We start from the raw sequence: 15,589 nt of genomic DNA, 5'->3' as shown, positions 1-15,589 counted from the left end.
CACCGACCACCACCAGCAGCCAACCCAGATACACCAGGTCGACGCCGAAGGTGAACGTGTCGGCCGGCGGCATTCGGGCGCGAGTGTGGGCGGTGAGCAGGTCGCGGATACGGGCGGACGCCGGGTCGGGGATCGAGCGGGCCAGGTAGAGCTCGTCTAGGGGCCGGATGAGTGCGCTCAACTCCCGTGCGGCCTTGGCCGGCAACGCGTTCAGCACCACCCGCAGCGTCTCCCGATGCGCGATCGGGTCGTGCCACCGGCATCCCGGGCAGGTGCATGCCTCGGGTGCGTAGTCGGCGAGGGCGCGGGCGGGACCTCGGACGAATCCGGCCCAACTGCCGAGTGCCTCGGCGACCGCGCCGGGCTGTAGTCGCGTGCGTTCCACGTCGGCAATGGCACGCAGCATCGGTGCGGATACTCGGGAGACCTGACGGATCGACTGTCCGGGCTGCCGCCGGATCGGCTGGCGGGCGCGGAGCTGTGCCGGGCGCCTACGCGGCATGGCCCTTTCTGGTCGTCATGGCCGTCATCGTCGCACAACCTGCGGCCTGCGCGGCGCCGGCATTTCGCCTCGATGCGCTCGCGCGGAGTCGCGCCCGGTGGCATGGTCGGATCGTGGTGGAGGCGCGGGAGTTGACCGTGGGCCAGGGGTCGGCCGCGTGGCGGTACGTGAGTGATCCGCGGTTGTTCCTGGGAGCGTTGAGCGCGTTGTTGTTGCAGGTGGCGCATCCGACGGTGGGGGCGGGGGTGCGGGACCATTCGGATTTCGAGGCGCGGCCCTGGGTGCGCTTGTACCGGACGATCGACTGGGTGAACCTGATGGTGTACGGGGGGTTCGACGCAGTCGAGGTGGGGCAGCGGCTGCGGCGGATGCACCGCCGGATCCGCGGGGTGAACCCGGACGGGAGCCGGTACCACGCGCTGGAACCCGGGGCGTACGCCTGGGTGCACGGGACGCTGGTCTGGTCGGTGGTGAACGGGCAGCGGATGTTCGGGTCCGGGATGCGGCCGGACGAGGTGCACCGGTTGTACCGGGAATGGTTGGGGCTCGGCCGGTTGATCGGGGTGCGAGCGGGCGATCTGCCGGGCGGGTGGGACGAGTTCCTGGACTACTTCGACGACATGATCAGTACCCGGCTGGAGCACACCGGCACCGTCGACACCGTGCTGCGGGTGGCGGCCCGGCCGGCCCGGCCGGAACTGCTGCCGGGTTGGACCGAGCCGTTGTGGCGGGCGGGCCGGGTGCCGATGACGCGGCTGCTGACCCTCACCGGAATCGGCGCGACCCCGCCCGCGCTGCGGGCCAGGCTGGGACTGCGCTGGACCGGGCGGCAGGACCGGGCGCTGCGCACCGTCGCCACGGCGTCCCGGGCGCTCACCCCGGTGCTGCCGGAGTCGGTTCGGGTCAACGGCCCGGCCTACCTGCGGGCCCGGCGCGCGGCCATCGCGCGGGACGAGTTCGCGCCCGCGCGCTACCGCACGGAATGATGTCCGGGTGACGAACGAACCGGTGGACGTGGTCGTGATCGGACTCGGCCCGGGCGGGGAGGCGTGCGCCGCCCGACTGGCCCGGGAGGGCCTTTCCGTGGTGGGCGTCGACGCCCGGTTGGTCGGCGGCGAATGTCCCTACTACGCGTGCATCCCGACCAAGATGATGATCAGGGCGGCGGACGCCCTCGCCGAGGCCCGCCGGGTGGGCGAACTGGCCGGCTCGGCGACGGTACGGTCCGACTGGGGCCCGGTGGCGAAGCGGATCCGCGAGGATGCCACCGACGACTGGGACGACCGGGTCGCGGTGGAACGGCTGGAGCAGGCCGGTGCCCGGTTCGTCCGCGGCCGGGCCCGGATCACCGCGCCCGGCGAGGTCACCGTGTCCACATCGGACGGTGAGCGGCGGTTCCAGGCGGCCAAGGCGATCGTGGTCAACCCCGGCACGGACCCGGCCGTCCCGTCGATTCCCGGCCTTGCCGGCACTCCCTTCTGGACCAACCGCGAGGCGGTGCAGACCACCCTGGTGCCCGGCAGCATGATCGTGCTCGGCGGCGGCCCGGTCGGCTGCGAGTTCACCCAGGTGTTCTCCCGGTTCGGCGCCGAGGTCACCCTGCTGCACACCCGGGAACGGCTGCTGCCCACCACCGAACCGGAGGCGGGCCGGTTACTCCAGGAGTGTTTCGCCGAGGAAGGCATCACGGTGCGCACCGGGGTTTCGGTGACCGGGGTCAGCCACGACGGCGCCACGTTCACCGTGCGACTCGACGGCGGCGAGACGCTGTCGGCCGAGTGCCTGCTCGTGGCCACCGGCCGGCACACCGACCTGGCCGCGCTCGGCGTCGGCGCCTACGGTCTGGACGAGAGCGGCAAGGGCATCGAGGTCGACGAACGGCTGCGCGCGGCGCCCGGGCTGTGGGCGATCGGTGACGTGACCGGCAAGGGCGCGTTCACGCACATGTCCATCTACCAGGCCGATATCGCCGCGGCGGACATTCTGGGTCGCGACCACCCGGGCGCGGTCTACCGCGCGGTGCCCAGCGTGACGTTCACCGACCCGGAGGTCGGCAGCGTCGGGCTCACCGAGGCCGCGGCCCGGCAGCAAGGGATCTCCGTGCGCATCGGGACGACCGACCTGGCGGCCTCGTCCCGGGGCTTCATCCACGGACCCGGCAACGACGGGCTGCTCAAGCTGGTCGAGGACGCCGACCGGGGCGTGCTGGTCGGCGCCACGTCGGTCGGTCCGACCGGCGGCGAGGTGCTCAGCGCGCTCGCGGTCGCCGTGCACGCCGAGGTGCCGACCGCCATGCTCGGACAGATGATCTACGCCTACCCGACGTTCCACCGGGCCATCGGGGCCGCTGTCGCCGATCTTGCGGCACGGTAGGTCCATGGCCGAGTCCAGACCCGCCCGACCCGGCGTCCGGTTGCATGTGGACGCTGGCTGTGGTGGGTTCTTCACATTGCCGGTCAACAGCCGGAGGTCATGAGTCCGGTGCTCGCCGAGGTGTTGCGGTTTCTGGTGTGTCCCAACTGCGGGACCGAGTTGGCGCTCGCCGGTTCGGCGGTGCGCTGCCAGCAGGCGCACACGTTCGACGTCGCCCGTCAGGGTTATCTGAACCTGGTCTCCGGGCACTCGTCCGGAATCTCCGGCGACACCCCCGAGATGGTCGAGGCCCGGGCGAAGTTCCTGTCGGCCGGGCACTTCGCGCCGATCGAACGGGCCGTGGTGGCGGCCGGCCAGCGCGCCATCGTCGACCGCCCGGCCGGATGCGTGGTGGATATCGGCGCCGGCGTCGGGCACTATCTGCGACCGGTGCTCGACGCGCTGCCGGACCGGTTCGGACTGGCGCTGGACGTGTCCAAGGCGGCGTTGCGCCGGGCGGCCCGAGCCCATGGCCGGGTCGGGGCGGTCGGCTGCGACGTGTGGCACGGCCTGCCGGTCCGGTCCGGAGCGGCGGCGCTCGCGCTGAGCGTGTTCGCGCCGCGCAACCCCGCCGAGATCCACCGGATCCTGGCCGAGAACGGCGTTCTGGTCGTGGTGTCGCCGACCGCGCGGCACCTGATCGAGCTCGTGTGGAAGCTCGAACTGCTCAAGGTGGAGCCGGAGAAGCAGGATCGGATCACCGCCGCGCTCGCCCCGTACGGCCAACTGTCCAGTGAGGACGATTGGGAGTTCACCATGTCGTTGTCGCACGAGGATGTCGAGGCCGTCGTCGGCATGGGACCGAGCTCCTGGCACGTGGACCCGGCGCGGACGCGGGAGCGGGTGCGGATGCTGGACGAGCCGGTCTCGGTCACCGCGTCGGTCATCGTGGCCACCTACCGGCGGGGGACCGCCCGATGACGGCGGTGACCTTCGCCGTCGTGGGTGCGGGCGAGCGGGGCAGCGCCTACGCCAGATGGATCGCCGCGAACCCGGACCGGGCCTCGGTTCTCGCGGTCGCCGAACCGCGGGAGTTCCAGCGCACCCGGCTGGCCGGGCGGCATGGGATCCCGGCGCAGCGGCAGTTCTCGTCCTGGCAGGACCTGGCCGAGCAACCGCGATTAGCCGACGCGGCGATCATCGCCACGCCGGACGTGGCCCACGTCGAACCGGCGATGGCGTTGGCGGCCAAGGGATATCACCTGCTGGTGGAGAAACCGCTGGCGCCGTCCGAGCCGGACTGCCGGCGGCTGGTGCACGCGGTGCGCGCGGCCGGGGTGTTGTTCGCGGTCTGCCACGTGCTGCGCTACCGGCCGTACACCCGGCTGCTCAAGGAGATCGTGGCGGCCGGCCGGATCGGCGTGGTGCACGACGTGCAGCACCTCGAACCGGTCGGCTGGTGGCACCACGCCCACGCGTTCGTCCGGGGCAACTGGCGGCGGTCGGACCGCTCGTCGTTCATGCTGCTCGCCAAGTCCTGCCACGACATCGACTGGCTGCGCCATGTCGTGGGCCGGCCGATCGAGCGGGTGTCGAGTTTCGGGGCACTGAGCCACTTCCGGCCGGAGAACCAGCCCGAGGGCGCGGCCGACCGCTGCCTGGACTGCGCGGTGGAACCGGACTGCCCGTACTCGGCGGCACGGTTGTACCTGGGCATGGTGCGCGGCGGCCGGACGGGCTGGCCGGTCAGCGTGCTCACCGACGACCCCACCGAGGCCGGGGTGCGCGCGGCGCTGCGCGACGGGCCGTACGGGCGATGCGTGTACACCTGCGACAACGACGTGGTCGACCATCAGGTCGTGGCGCTGGAGTTCGCCGGAGGCGCGACCGGGACCTTCACCATGACGGCGTTCACGCCGCATCAGGACCGCCGGACCCGGATCTTCGGCAGCCGCGGCTCGATCGAGGGCGACGGGCAGCGGCTCACGGTGTGCGACTTCGTCACCGGGCGGACCGAGGAGTTGGTGGCGCCCTCGGCCGGCACCGACGCCGGGTCCGGTCACGGCGGCGGCGACGACGGCCTGATGGCGGCCTTCACCACCGCGGTGGCGACCGGTGACCCGGCGCCCATCCTGTCCGGCGCGGTGGAGTCCCTGGAGACCCATCTCGCCGTGTTCGCCGCCGAGCGTGCCCGGCTCGCCGGCACCGTCGAACCGGTACTAACCCAGAGTTAGTACCGGCCCTGGGCGGCCTACTGTGGCCAGGGAACCTGCGTGGACCGGTAGAAGTCGATGCCCTGCGCGGTCCACCGCGGGCCCTGGGCGGCCAGCCGGTTCCGGAAGCCGGCCCAGTCGTGCGTGGCCCACGGCGACCAGCCGAGCTCGGCGTAGGCGGGCAGCCGCGGGAAGGCCATGAACTCGATGTGGTCGCTGTTCTCCAGGGTCTCCGACCACAGCGGCGCCTCCACCCCGACGACCGCGCTCTCCGGCACGTTCTGCAGGTAGTTGCCCGGATCCCAGCCGTAGGCGGTGTCCACCTCGATGAATCCGGCCCAGCTCAGCCCCAGCGGGGTGGCCGGGTTGTACTTCATGTCCAGGTAGGCCTTGTTGGCCGGGGACAGCAGCACCTTGTTGCCGCGCGCGACGGCGGCGGCGACCTGCGCGTTGGTGTTGGTGGTGCCCCAGTACTGCGGCAGCGCGGTGGCCGGCGGGGTGGCCTTGACGAAGTCGTGCCAGCCGCTGACCTTCTTGCCGTACTTGGCCACGATCGGCAGCACCCGGTTGATGAAGTACAGGTAGTCGGGCTCGGTGGTGGCATGCGCCTCGTCGCTGCCGATGTGCAGGTACTGGCCCGGAGTCAGGGCCGCCAGTTCGCGCAGCACGTCGTCGAGGAACCGGTAGGTGATCTCGGAGCGGATGCACAGCGAGCTGAACCCGACCTCCGTGCCGGTGTAGAGCGGCGGGGCGACCCCGTCGCAGTTCAGCTCCGCGTAGGAGGCCAGCGCGGCGTTGGTGTGCCCGGGCATGTCGATCTCGGGAACGATGGTGATGTGCCGGGAGGCGGCATAGCTGACCAGATCACGGTACTGGTTCTGGGTGTAGTACCCGCCGGGCCCGCCGCCGACCTCGGTGCTGCCGCCGAAGGTCGCCAGCCGCGGCCAGCTCTTGATCTCGATCCGCCAGCCCTGGTCGTCGGCCAGATGCAGGTGCAGCACGTTGATCTTGTACTGGGCGATCTGGTCGATGTAGCGCTTGACCTCCTCGACGCTGAAGAAGTGCCGCGAGACGTCGAGCATCGCGCCCCGGTGGGCGAACCGCGGGAAGTCCACGATCGTCCCGCCCGACACGAGCCATGGTCCGGGCTGCCGGGTGCGGCTCTCCACCGACGGCGGCAGCAGCTGGCGCAGCGTCTGCACCCCGGCGAACAGGCCGGTCGCGGTGTTCGCGCGCAGGGTCACGCCTTGGCGCCGCACGGAAAGCTCGTAGCCGGAGTCGCCGACCCGCGGGTCCGCGCCGAGCACCAGCGCGATGGCGGGTCCGTTGCCCGACGAGGTCACCGGGAGCGGGAAGCCGGTGGACGGCCGGAGCACGCCGGCCAGGTAGCGGCCCACGTCCGCGGCGGCGCGCGAGCCCGGCGGGGTGGAGATCTTCGTCTGCCGGGTGATCTCGAAGTCACCCGCCGGGTCGGTCCGCACCGACACCGGCGCGGGCACAATGGTGTTCATTCGCGAGATGAGCCGCTCCGAATCTGCCGTGGCCACGCCCGGCGAGGCGCCGGCGGTGATGATGGTCGCGACGCCGGCAATGACAAGCCGGCGCAGGAAACTGCGGTTGGTGGAATTCTTCACGGGTCCTCCTCGAGGCCCGGGGGGCAGGGTTCCACCTAACAGGTATAGACCAATTTACCCTTACCACACAACCGTCGCCCCAACTTGTCCACACCCCCTCAGTTATCCACACCTCCCCCGACATTTGATCTTCAAAACCCCCCGCGCCGGTAGAATGGACGTGGGACGCCCCCCGGGAAGGGTGGGGGTCTGTGTAGGGGAGAGGCGAAACAGTGGGCGGGGTCAGGCGTTGACCCGCCGCACCCCGTTGCTGGGCATCGGGAGCCCATTCCCGATCGCGGTCAACCACTGGGCAACCGCCACCACTGCCGCGGCGATCGCCAGAGCCGAGCCCAACTCATGCCGCACGGCGGGCACGCGGATCAGGCACCACGGCCAGATGACGGCGAAGGTCAGCTAATCGGATCACCCCGACCCGGTCCACCCTTTCCCAGCACGGCAAACAATCAGCGATGATCAACCAGCAGACACAGTATCTGCGGCCTCGGCACTTACGTGATCAACACGAAGGTCGTGGCCCCCCGGGGTGATGCCGGGAAGGGTGGGGTCTGTGTTGGGGAGATGCGAAAACAGGGGCGGCGGGTCAGGAGTCGAGGACGGCGGCGACGGCTTCGATTTCGACTAGTTGGTTGGGGTAGCCGAGCACGGTGACGCCCATCAGGGTGCTGGGGACGTCGTGGTCGGCGAAGGCGTCTCGGACCACCTGCCAGGCGGTGACCAGGTCCTCCCGGCGGGTGGATGCGACGAGGACCCTGGTGCTGATGATGTCGTGGAGTGTCGCGCCGGCGTCGGACAGGGCGATCCGCATGTTCGCAACGGCTTTGGCCGCTTGGCCGGCGTAGTCCCCGATCGCCGCCGTGGATCCGTCGGGGTTCAGCGGGCACGAACCGGCCAAAAAGACCAGCCTGGCATTGGCGGGTGCGGTGGCCGCGTAGGCGTACTCGGCGTCCGACAGGCTCGGGGAACGGATGAGTCTGATGGGCATGGGCGTCCTCAGGGGTGGCCGCGGAGGATGGGGCGCAGGGCGTCGAGGACGGCGGGGTCCTCGATCGTGGACGGCACGGGTTCGTCGCGGCCGTCGGCTATGCCGCGCATGGTCTTCCGCAGGATCTTGCCGGAGCGGGTCTTCGGCAGGCCGTCGACCACGGAGACGTCGCGGAACGCGGCCACCGGGCCGATCTCGCGGCGCACGGCGGCGACCAACTCCTCGCGCAGGGTGGGCTCGTCGATGGTGACGCCGGCCTTGAGCACCACGAAACCCTTGGGAAGCTGGCCTTTGAGGGTGTCGCGGACGCCGATCACGGCGCATTCGGCGACGGCGGGGTGGGCGGCGAGGACCGCTTCCATGGCGCCGGTGGACAGCCGGTGGCCGGCCACGTTGATCACGTCGTCGGTCCGGCCCATCACGTACACGTAGCCGTCGGCGTCGATGTAGCCGCCGTCGCCGGTCAGGTAGAAGCCGGGATAGCGGGACAGGTACGAGGAGATGTAGCGCTCGTCGTCGCCCCACAGGGTGGGCAGGGTGCCGGGCGGCAGCGGGAGCCGGATCGCGATGGCGCCCTCCTGGCCGGCGGGTAGCTCCTCGCCGGAGGCGTCGAGGATGCGGACGTCGTAGCCGGGGACCGGGACGCTGGGGGAGCCCGGCTTGAGCGGCAGCGGTTCCAGGCCGCGTGGCGAGGCGCAGACCGGCCAGCCGGTCTCGGTCTGCCACCAGTGGTCCACCACCGGGACGCCGAGCTTGTCCGTGGCCCAGTGGTAGGTCTCCGGATCCAGGCGTTCGCCGGCCAGGAACAGGGTGCGGAACGCGCTGAGATCGTGGCCGGCCAGCAGGGTCGCGTCCGGGTCGGCCCGCTTGATCGCCCGGAACGCGGTCGGCGCGGTGAACAGCGCCTTGGCCCGATGCTCGGCGATCACCCGCCAGAACGCTCCGGCGTCCGGGGTGCCGACCGGCTTTCCCTCGTACAGCACGGTGGTCGCGCCGGCGATCAACGGCGCGTACACGATGTAGGAGTGCCCGACCACCCAGCCGACGTCGGACGCCGTCCAGAACACCTCGCCCGGCCCGATGTCGTAGACGTTGGCCAGGGACCAGGCCAGCGCCACGGCATGCCCGCCGTTGTCCCGCACCACACCCTTGGGCCGGCCGGTGGTGCCGGACGTGTAGAGGATGTAGAGCGGGTCGGTCGCGGCCACCGGCACGCAGTCGGCGAGCGGCGCGGTGCGCATCGCCTCGTGCCAGTCGACGTCCCGCTCGCCGAGCTCGGCCGGCGCCCGATCCCGCTGCAGCACGACGATGTGGTCCGGTTGGTGGCTGGTCAGACCCAACGCCTCGGCGATGATCGGGCGGTACTCCACCACCCGGGTCGGCTCGATCCCGCAGGACGCCGCCACGATCACCTTCGGCCGGGCGTCGTCGATCCGGGAGGCCAGCTCGCGCGGCGCGAACCCGCCGAACACCACCGAGTGCACCGCGCCGAGCCGGGCGCAGGCCAGCATGGCGACCACCGCCTGCGGCACCATCGGCATGTAGATGATCACGCGGTCGCCCGCGGTCACGCCGAGCCCGGCCAGCACGCCGGCGAACCGGGCCACCTTGTCGCGCAGCTCACGGTAGGTGTAGGCGGCCTTGGTGCCGGTCAGCGGCGAGTCGTAGATCAGCGCCGTGCGCTCCCCGTTGCCCGCCTCGACGTGCCGGTCCAGCGCGTTGTGGCAGGTGTTGAGCCGCCCGTCCGGGAACCACCGGTACAGCGGCGCCGCGGCGTCGTCCAGGGCCCGGGTCGGTGGGGTCTCCCAGTCGATGGCCCGCGCCGCGGCCAGCCAGAACGTTTCCGGGTCGGCCAGGCTCTGCCGGTACGCCTCGCGGTAGCTGCCCATAGGGGAGATCATGCCGCGCCGGGGCAACCATTGGCGTCGGCTGTACGTCAATTCGCCTAGTCTGGCTGGAGGGGACCAGGAGGAGGGGTGGTGGACGGAGTCGTTGTTCTGGCGGCCTCGTTGCTTTCGTTCGCCCATCGCATCTTCGGTCCCGGTGTCTGCCCTGGTGACTGGGTCTGGGCCACGGCCACCGCGGGCAGCCTGATCGCGCTGCTGCCGCTGTTCGGCGTGCTGTTCGTGGCCATCGCCCGCAAGGGCACCGGCAACCGGTACAACGTGGTCACGCTCACGGTGTTCGGCATCATCGGCGGGCTGTTCGCCTTCCTGCTGCCCTGGCTGCTCGCGATCGGCACCTCCGAGGTGTTCCGGACGGCGTTCCGCGGCGAGCCGATCACGGGGCTGGCCGAAGCCGAGCTGGCCAGCCTGGCCAAGGGCTACTGCTTCGGCGAGCAGAAGACCTACCTCGGCGGTGGGCCGACCGTATACGAGGTGCTGTTCCACCCCTACCAGGGCGTGCTGAAGCACCTGCTGCACATCGGCGCCCTGGTGGTCGTCCCGCTGCTGTGCCTGCTGTTCGTGTGGCTGCAGGCCCGCACCGCGCTGCGCCGCGGTCCGAAGTGGCCGGGACGGCTGTTCTGGATCCCGTTCCTGGTGCTGATCCTGCTCAGCGCGCCACTCGCCGCGCAGGTCGCCATCTACCTGTGGCTGGGCTTCCTGCCGGTCGCGGTGCTGGGCATGGTCCCGCTGCTGATCGTGGGGACGCCGAGCTGGGCGACGATCGAGCGCTCCAACGCCTCCCCACCGCCGCAGCCGCCGCCCGGACCGCCGCCCGGGTACCGGCCACCGCCACCGCAGCCGTACCGGCCGCCGCCCCCGCCGCCGATGTCCGCCCCACCGGTTCCGCTGCGGCCGCCCGAGCCCGACCGCGCCGCGCTGGCCCAGCTGGCCGCCGATCCCGGGCCGCTGCCGTTCCGGCCCCGGGGCGCCACCACCACCTCGGCGATCTGGACCCAGAGCGGCCGGTTCCGCAAGGTGCGTCCGCTCGGCCACGGCGGGTTCGGCACGGTCTGGCTCGCGGTGGACACCCAGCTGGACCGCACGGTCGCGGTGAAGATCGCGCACGCGCCGGACGCCGAGACCGAGGAGCGGATGCTGCGCGAGGCCAGGGCCCTGGCCGCGGTGCACCACCCGAACTGCGTGCGGGTCTACGACATCGTCTCCGACGCCGACGGGCTCGGCCTGATCATGGAGTACATCGAGGGTCTGCAGCTGGCCGAGGCGGTGCACGAGGCAGGGCCGCTGGACGACGTCGCCGCCGCCCGGCTGTGGATGACCACGGCCGGCGCGCTGTCCGCCGCGCACTCCAAGGGCGTGCTGCACCGCGACGTCAAGCCGGCCAACGTGATCATCGACCCGGACGGCACCGCGCATTTGATCGACTTCGGGATCGCCCGGTCCAAGGGCGACACGACGCTGACCGCGACCGGGATGATGGTCGGCACCCCCGACTTCCTGGCCCCGGAGACGGCCACCGGGGCGCCGGCGACGCCCGCCTCGGACGCCTGGCAGCTCGCCGCCACGGTGAGCTTCGCGCTGACCGGCCATCCGCCGCGCGGGGTGCGGGAGAACGCGATGGCGGCGCTGATGGCCGCGTCCCGGGCCGAGCCGCTGACCCAGCTGCCGCGGGCGAGCGCGCATCAGCGGCTGCTGGTCGCGGCACTGGACCGGGACCCGGGCCGCCGCCCGACGCTCACCGCCGTGGCCCGGGAGATGCGCAACTGGCTGGGCCGCGCCGGGCATTCCGAGGACGGCCCGGTGACCACGATCGTCGACGCGGACACGATCGCCCGGGCGGAGCGCACCCGGCCGCTGCGCTGAGCGCAGAGCTACTTCCAGGAGGGCAGCCAGAGCTCGGCCTGCCAGCGCCAGTTGGTGATCGAGTCACCGTTGAGCACCGGCCACAGCCAGATGAAGTTGGCCACCACCAGACCGACGTAGAGGGCCACGACGAGCAGACCGGTGCCGCGCCGCTCGTAGCCGTCCCGGGCCCGGCCGAGGATGTGCCCGAGCCCGAGCACCAGGCCCAGAACCAGGAACGCCGACAGCGGGGTGGCGTAGAAGAAGTACATCTGCCGGTCGAGGTTGGTGAACCAGGGCAGCAGGCCGGTCAGGTAGGCGACCAGCACGGCCGCGTAGCGCCAGTCCAGCCGCGCGATCATGCGCCACAGTCCCCAGGCCAGCATCGGCAGCGCGAGCCACCACAGCGCGGGGGTGCCGATCAGCATGGTGGCGCTGACACACGACGACTCGCCGCAGCGGGTGGTGCCGCCGTCGTAGTAGTAGAGCATCGGCCGCAGCCCCATGGGCCAGGTCCACGGCTTGGACTCCCACGGGTGCTGGCCGGTGGCCGGGGTGTTCAGGTTCTCGTGGAACTGCAGCACGTTGCCGGAGTACTGCCACAGCGACCGCAGCGCCTGCGGCAGCACGTCGTACCAGCCGGTGTGCCAGCCGGACGCGGCGGCCTCGCCGGCCAGGTGCCGGTCGATCCCGGTCTCGCTGGCGAACCAGCCCCACCAGGTGGCCAGGTAGACCAGCACCGGCACGGCCAGCAGCGCCCACAGTGCCGGCAGCACGTCCCGGCGGATCGTGCCCCACCAGGGGAACGCCACGCCGGCCGCACGCCGGGCGCTGATGTCCCACAGCACGGTGAGCAGCCCGAACGCGGCCACGTAGAAGATGCCCGACCACTTCGACCCGCAGGCCAGGCCCAGCGCCACCCCGGCGCCGAGCCGCCACCAGCGGAAACCCAGCCGGGGACCGCAGGCCGACTCGGTGGCCCAGCCCTCGGCGACGGTGATCGCCAGCCGGGCGCGCACCTGGTCCCGGTCCAGCAGCAGGCAGCCGAACGCGACCAGCACGAAGAACGCCAGGAAGATGTCCAGCATCCCCATCCGGCCCTGCACGTGGTTGACGCCGTCGCAGATCAGCAGCACGCCGGCGATCGCGCCGAGCAGCGTGGAGCGGGTCAGCCGGCGGGCGATCCGCACGATCAGCAGGATCATCAGGGCCGAGCACAGGGCCGCGGTGAACCGCCAGCCCCATCCGTTGTAGCCGAACAGCCACTCGCCGACGGCGATCAGCTGCTTGCCCAGCGGCGGGTGCACGGTCAGCTCGAAGCCGGGGTTGTCCTCGACGCCGCCGTTGCGCAGGATCTCCCAGGCCTGCGGAACGTAGTGCTTCTCGTCGAAGACCGGGGTGCCCCGGTCGGTGGGGAAGCCGAGGTTCTGGAACCGGACGATCCCGCCGAGCACGGCCAGGAACGCGGTGACCAGCCAGCCGCGCAGCCGGTCGGTCGGCATCGGGGGACTGGTCAGGCGAGCCTGGATCACCTCGGCGTCGGACGGCCGCCGGCCGGTGGCGCGGGAATCGTCGGACTCCCCCAACGCCAAACGGTCGGCCTCCTCCTGGGTGACGGCAAGGCTCACGACGCCCGATCGTAGGGTGCGCGATGTTCGCCCCGTGTCGGGACTCAACAAATTCGGCGACAGGGAGCGTTTCAGGTTCGTGGACTTCGACGAGTTCCTGCGCGGGCAACTGCCTGCGCTGGTGCGGTACGCCGGTGTGCTGACCGCGGATTCTCATCTGGCGCAGGACCTCACCCAGGACGCGCTGGTCCGGGCGCATGCCCGGTGGTCCCGGATCGGCGCGATGGACCGGCCCGACCTCTACGTCCGACGCATGATCACCAACGGCTACCTGTCCTGGCGCAGGCGGTGGTCGGTGCGTTCGATCCAGCCGGTGGCCGACTCCGGTGCGCTGGACCGGGCCACCGCGCCGGACCCGGCGGTACGCCTCGCCGACCGCGACGCGATGGGGATGCTGCTGGCCACCCTGAACCGCCGCCAGCGGGCAGTGCTGGTGCTCCGGTTCTACGAGGGCCGCTCGGACGAGGAGATCGCCGCGATCCTCGGTTGCGCACCCGTCACCGTCCGCAGTCATGTTTCCCGCGCACTGGCCGGCCTGCGCCAGCGCATCGGCACCGGCCACCCCGCGAACCTGGAGGTATTGGAGTCATGATCGATAACGAGTCGATGCGGCAGGCGCTCGGCGCCCTGGAGCGCCACGCTCCGGACGAGGCCGACGTCCTGGCCGGGATGCGGGCCGGGATCGTGCGCCGGCGCCGTCGGCGCCAGGTGGCCAGCGTGGCCGGGGTGGCCGGGGTCGCCGGGCTGGTGGCGCTCGGCGCGGTCGCGTTGGCGCCGGGCAGGGACGCCGAGCCGGCCGGCCCGGGCCCGGTGGTGGCCGCGTCCGCCCCGGTCAGCACCGTGATCGCGGCTCCGCCGCCGGGACCCGCCCTGCCGTTCACGCCGGGTTGGCTGCCGGACGGCTACCAGCTCGAGTCCTGGATGGTCACGCCCACCGAGGCCGGGGTGCAGTACCTCGGAAACGCCGACTTCGAGGTGGTGGTCGTCGAGCTCAGCGACCAGCCGCGGGAGAACTACCCGCTCCTGTCGGACCAGCCGGTCACCATCGCCGGCCGGCCGGGCCGGATCGTGCGGGTGGCTCCCGACCCCGCCGAGCAGCAGATCCTGTGGCAGGTCGCCGACGGCCGGTGGGCCATGGTCGGTGGTCGCGCGCCGCAGGTCACCGAGGCCGAGCTGCGCCGGGTGGCGGAGAACCTGTCGCTGCGGCCGACCCCGCTCAGTCCCGGCACGGGACTGTCGTTGCGCGCGCTGCCGCAGGGCTACGTGCTGAACCACTGGAACGGCGCGGGCGGGGAGATCATGGCCGGCCAGCTCTGCCGTCAGGTGGTCTCCCTCCGGTCGGCGGAGCAGCCCGGCGACTGCATCGGGTTCGCCGTCAAGGCCGGGACCGCACCCGCCGGGACCCAACGGAAGACCGGATCGAAGGGTCAGATCGTCGACGTCCCGGTGGACCGGGCGGAGGTGGTGGACGGCGTGCTCACCCGCGCCAATGCCGACGGCACCATCGTGTTCGCCCAGATCGACCCGGGGCACTGGGTCAGCGTGGGGACCCAGACCGCGAGCGTGGAGCTGTTGCGTGCGGTCGCGGTCGCGGCCGTGGTGCGGTAGGGCCGGATAGGCTGGCCGGCGTGCTGGTGCTGGCCGCGACGCCGCTGGGGGACGCGCGCGACGCGTCCCCCCGGCTGGTCGCGGCGCTCGGCGAGGCGGACGTGATCGCCGCCGAGGACACCCGGCGGCTGCGCGCCCTGGCCGCCGCGCTCGGCGTCACCCCCACCGGCCGGATCGTCAGCTTCTACGACGCGGTGGAGACCGCCCGGATCGGCGGGCTGGTGGAGGCCGTGCGCGCCGGGCAGAGCGTGCTGCTGGTCACCGACGCCGGCATGCCCAGCGTGTCCGACCCCGGGTACCGCCTGGTCGCCGCCTGCGTCGCGGCGGACCTGCCGGTGACCTGCCTGCCCGGCCCGTCCGCGGTGACCACGGCGCTGGCCCTGTCCGGCCTGCCCTGCGACCGGTTCTGCTTCGAGGGGTTCGCCCCGCGCAAGAGCGGCGAGCGCCGCCGGTGGCTGGCCGGCCTGGCGGCCGAGCCGCGCACTGTCGTGTTCTTCGAGTCCCCGCACCGGATCGCGGCCACCCTGGCCGACGCGGCCGAGGTGCTCGGCGCGGACCGCCCGGCCGCGGTGTGCCGGGAGCTGACCAAGCAGTACGAGGAGGTCCGCCGAGGCCCGCTCGGCGAGTTGGCGGCCTGGTCCGCCGAGGGCGTTCGCGGCGAGATCACCGTGGTGCTGGCCGGGGCCGAACCCACCGCCGTGCTGGACCCCGCTGCCCTGGTCGACCGGGTGCTGGAGCGCACCGCCGCCGGAGTTCGGCTCAAGGACGCGGTGTCCGAGGTGGCCGCCGCGACCGGGGTGAGCCGCAAGGCGCTCTACGACGCCGCCGTCACCGCCAGATCCTGACCCGCGCCGCCGGTGGGAAAGCAATGCCACATTCCTGCGGTAGCGAATGTGGCATTGCTTTTCCCACGGGTCAGGC

At 72.0% G+C, this 15,589-nt stretch carries 13 protein-coding genes; 8 read left to right on the top strand and 5 right to left on the bottom strand.

Going from position 1 to position 15,589, the window contains the following annotated elements; genetic code table 11:
• Positions 1-406, bottom strand: a 406-nt coding sequence (locus VFO68_RS27190; protein WP_325161239.1) for a hypothetical protein, incomplete at its 3' end; no start/stop codon positions are given.
• 209 nt (positions 407-615) lie between these two features.
• Here VFO68_RS27190 and VFO68_RS27185 point away from each other — a divergent pair.
• From VFO68_RS27185 to VFO68_RS27170, 4 genes are all read left to right on the top strand, one after another.
• Entirely contained in the window at positions 616-1,488 is an 873-nt protein-coding gene (locus VFO68_RS27185; protein WP_325161238.1) for an oxygenase MpaB family protein, read from the top strand.
• Positions 1,489-1,495: 7 nt separating this feature from the next.
• Positions 1,496-2,875 carry an NAD(P)/FAD-dependent oxidoreductase gene (locus VFO68_RS27180; RefSeq protein ID WP_325161237.1) on the top strand — a complete coding sequence of 460 codons (1,380 nt, stop codon included), beginning with the start codon at positions 1,496-1,498 and terminating at the stop codon, positions 2,873-2,875.
• A gap of 99 nt (positions 2,876-2,974) precedes the next feature.
• Complete coding sequence (locus tag VFO68_RS27175; RefSeq protein WP_325161236.1) at positions 2,975-3,835, top strand: putative RNA methyltransferase; 861 nt, start codon at positions 2,975-2,977, stop codon at positions 3,833-3,835.
• Complete coding sequence (locus VFO68_RS27170; RefSeq protein WP_325161235.1) at positions 3,832-5,088, top strand: Gfo/Idh/MocA family oxidoreductase; 1,257 nt, start codon at positions 3,832-3,834, stop codon at positions 5,086-5,088. Before VFO68_RS27175 ends, VFO68_RS27170 begins: the two co-directional genes overlap by 4 nt.
• A gap of 17 nt (positions 5,089-5,105) precedes the next feature.
• Here the strand turns inward: VFO68_RS27170 and VFO68_RS27165 are convergent, their stop codons facing one another.
• The 3 genes from VFO68_RS27165 to VFO68_RS27155 form a co-directional block, all read right to left on the bottom strand.
• A complete protein-coding gene (locus tag VFO68_RS27165) occupies positions 5,106-6,701 on the bottom strand; it encodes a beta-N-acetylhexosaminidase (protein ID WP_325161234.1) in 1,596 nt (531 codons plus the stop codon).
• Positions 6,702-7,284: 583 nt separating this feature from the next.
• Positions 7,285-7,686: a RidA family protein gene (locus VFO68_RS27160; RefSeq protein WP_325161233.1), complete on the bottom strand. Its 402-nt coding sequence runs from the start codon at positions 7,684-7,686 to the stop codon at positions 7,285-7,287.
• Between the two features lie 8 nt (positions 7,687-7,694).
• Positions 7,695-9,575, bottom strand: coding sequence for a propionyl-CoA synthetase (locus VFO68_RS27155; RefSeq protein WP_325161232.1), 1,881 nt, complete (start codon positions 9,573-9,575; stop codon positions 7,695-7,697).
• 90 nt (positions 9,576-9,665) lie between these two features.
• Here VFO68_RS27155 and VFO68_RS27150 point away from each other — a divergent pair, with 90 nt between their 5' ends.
• Entirely contained in the window at positions 9,666-11,453 is a 1,788-nt protein-coding gene (locus tag VFO68_RS27150) for a serine/threonine-protein kinase (RefSeq protein WP_325161231.1), read from the top strand.
• An 8-nt stretch (positions 11,454-11,461) separates the two neighbouring features.
• Here VFO68_RS27150 and VFO68_RS27145 read toward each other — a convergent pair whose 3' ends face one another.
• Positions 11,462-13,024 carry a dolichyl-phosphate-mannose--protein mannosyltransferase gene (locus tag VFO68_RS27145; protein WP_414635586.1) on the bottom strand — a complete coding sequence of 521 codons (1,563 nt, stop codon included), beginning with the start codon at positions 13,022-13,024 and terminating at the stop codon, positions 11,462-11,464.
• 115 nt (positions 13,025-13,139) lie between these two features.
• Between VFO68_RS27145 and VFO68_RS27140 the strand changes: the two genes are divergently transcribed.
• Genes VFO68_RS27140 through rsmI form a run of 3 tightly spaced genes read left to right on the top strand, consistent with a single transcriptional unit; the run spans position 13,140 to position 15,513 of the window.
• Entirely contained in the window at positions 13,140-13,652 is a 513-nt protein-coding gene (locus VFO68_RS27140; RefSeq protein WP_325161230.1) for a SigE family RNA polymerase sigma factor, read from the top strand.
• Positions 13,649-14,668, top strand: a complete 1,020-nt coding sequence (locus VFO68_RS27135) for a hypothetical protein (protein WP_325161229.1) — start codon at positions 13,649-13,651, stop codon at positions 14,666-14,668. The genes VFO68_RS27140 and VFO68_RS27135 overlap by 4 nt, the downstream gene beginning before the upstream one ends.
• An 11-nt stretch (positions 14,669-14,679) precedes the next feature.
• Positions 14,680-15,513: a 16S rRNA (cytidine(1402)-2'-O)-methyltransferase gene (gene rsmI, locus VFO68_RS27130; RefSeq protein WP_325161240.1), complete on the top strand. Its 834-nt coding sequence runs from the start codon at positions 14,680-14,682 to the stop codon at positions 15,511-15,513.
• Positions 15,514-15,589 lie beyond the last annotated feature (76 nt).

The sequence above is a fragment of the Actinophytocola sp. genome (assembly GCF_035712165.1).
GTDB lineage: Bacteria > Actinomycetota > Actinomycetes > Mycobacteriales > Pseudonocardiaceae > DASYTH01.
The sequence above is the reverse complement of the archived record's forward strand: the minus strand, read 5'-3'. Positions and strand labels throughout refer to the sequence as shown.

Excerpts from the sequence above, each read along its gene's own strand:
- VFO68_RS27160 (WP_325161233.1), bottom strand. The coding sequence starts at position 7,686 with ATGCCCATCAGACTCATCCGTTCCCCGAGCCTGTCGGACGCCGAGTAC.
- VFO68_RS27175 (WP_325161236.1), top strand. The coding sequence starts at position 2,975 with ATGAGTCCGGTGCTCGCCGAGGTGTTGCGGTTTCTGGTGTGTCCCAAC.
- VFO68_RS27135 (WP_325161229.1), top strand. The coding sequence starts at position 13,649 with ATGATCGATAACGAGTCGATGCGGCAGGCGCTCGGCGCCCTGGAGCGC.
- VFO68_RS27170 (WP_325161235.1), top strand. The coding sequence starts at position 3,832 with ATGACGGCGGTGACCTTCGCCGTCGTGGGTGCGGGCGAGCGGGGCAGC.
- VFO68_RS27155 (WP_325161232.1), bottom strand. The coding sequence starts at position 9,575 with ATGGGCAGCTACCGCGAGGCGTACCGGCAGAGCCTGGCCGACCCGGAA.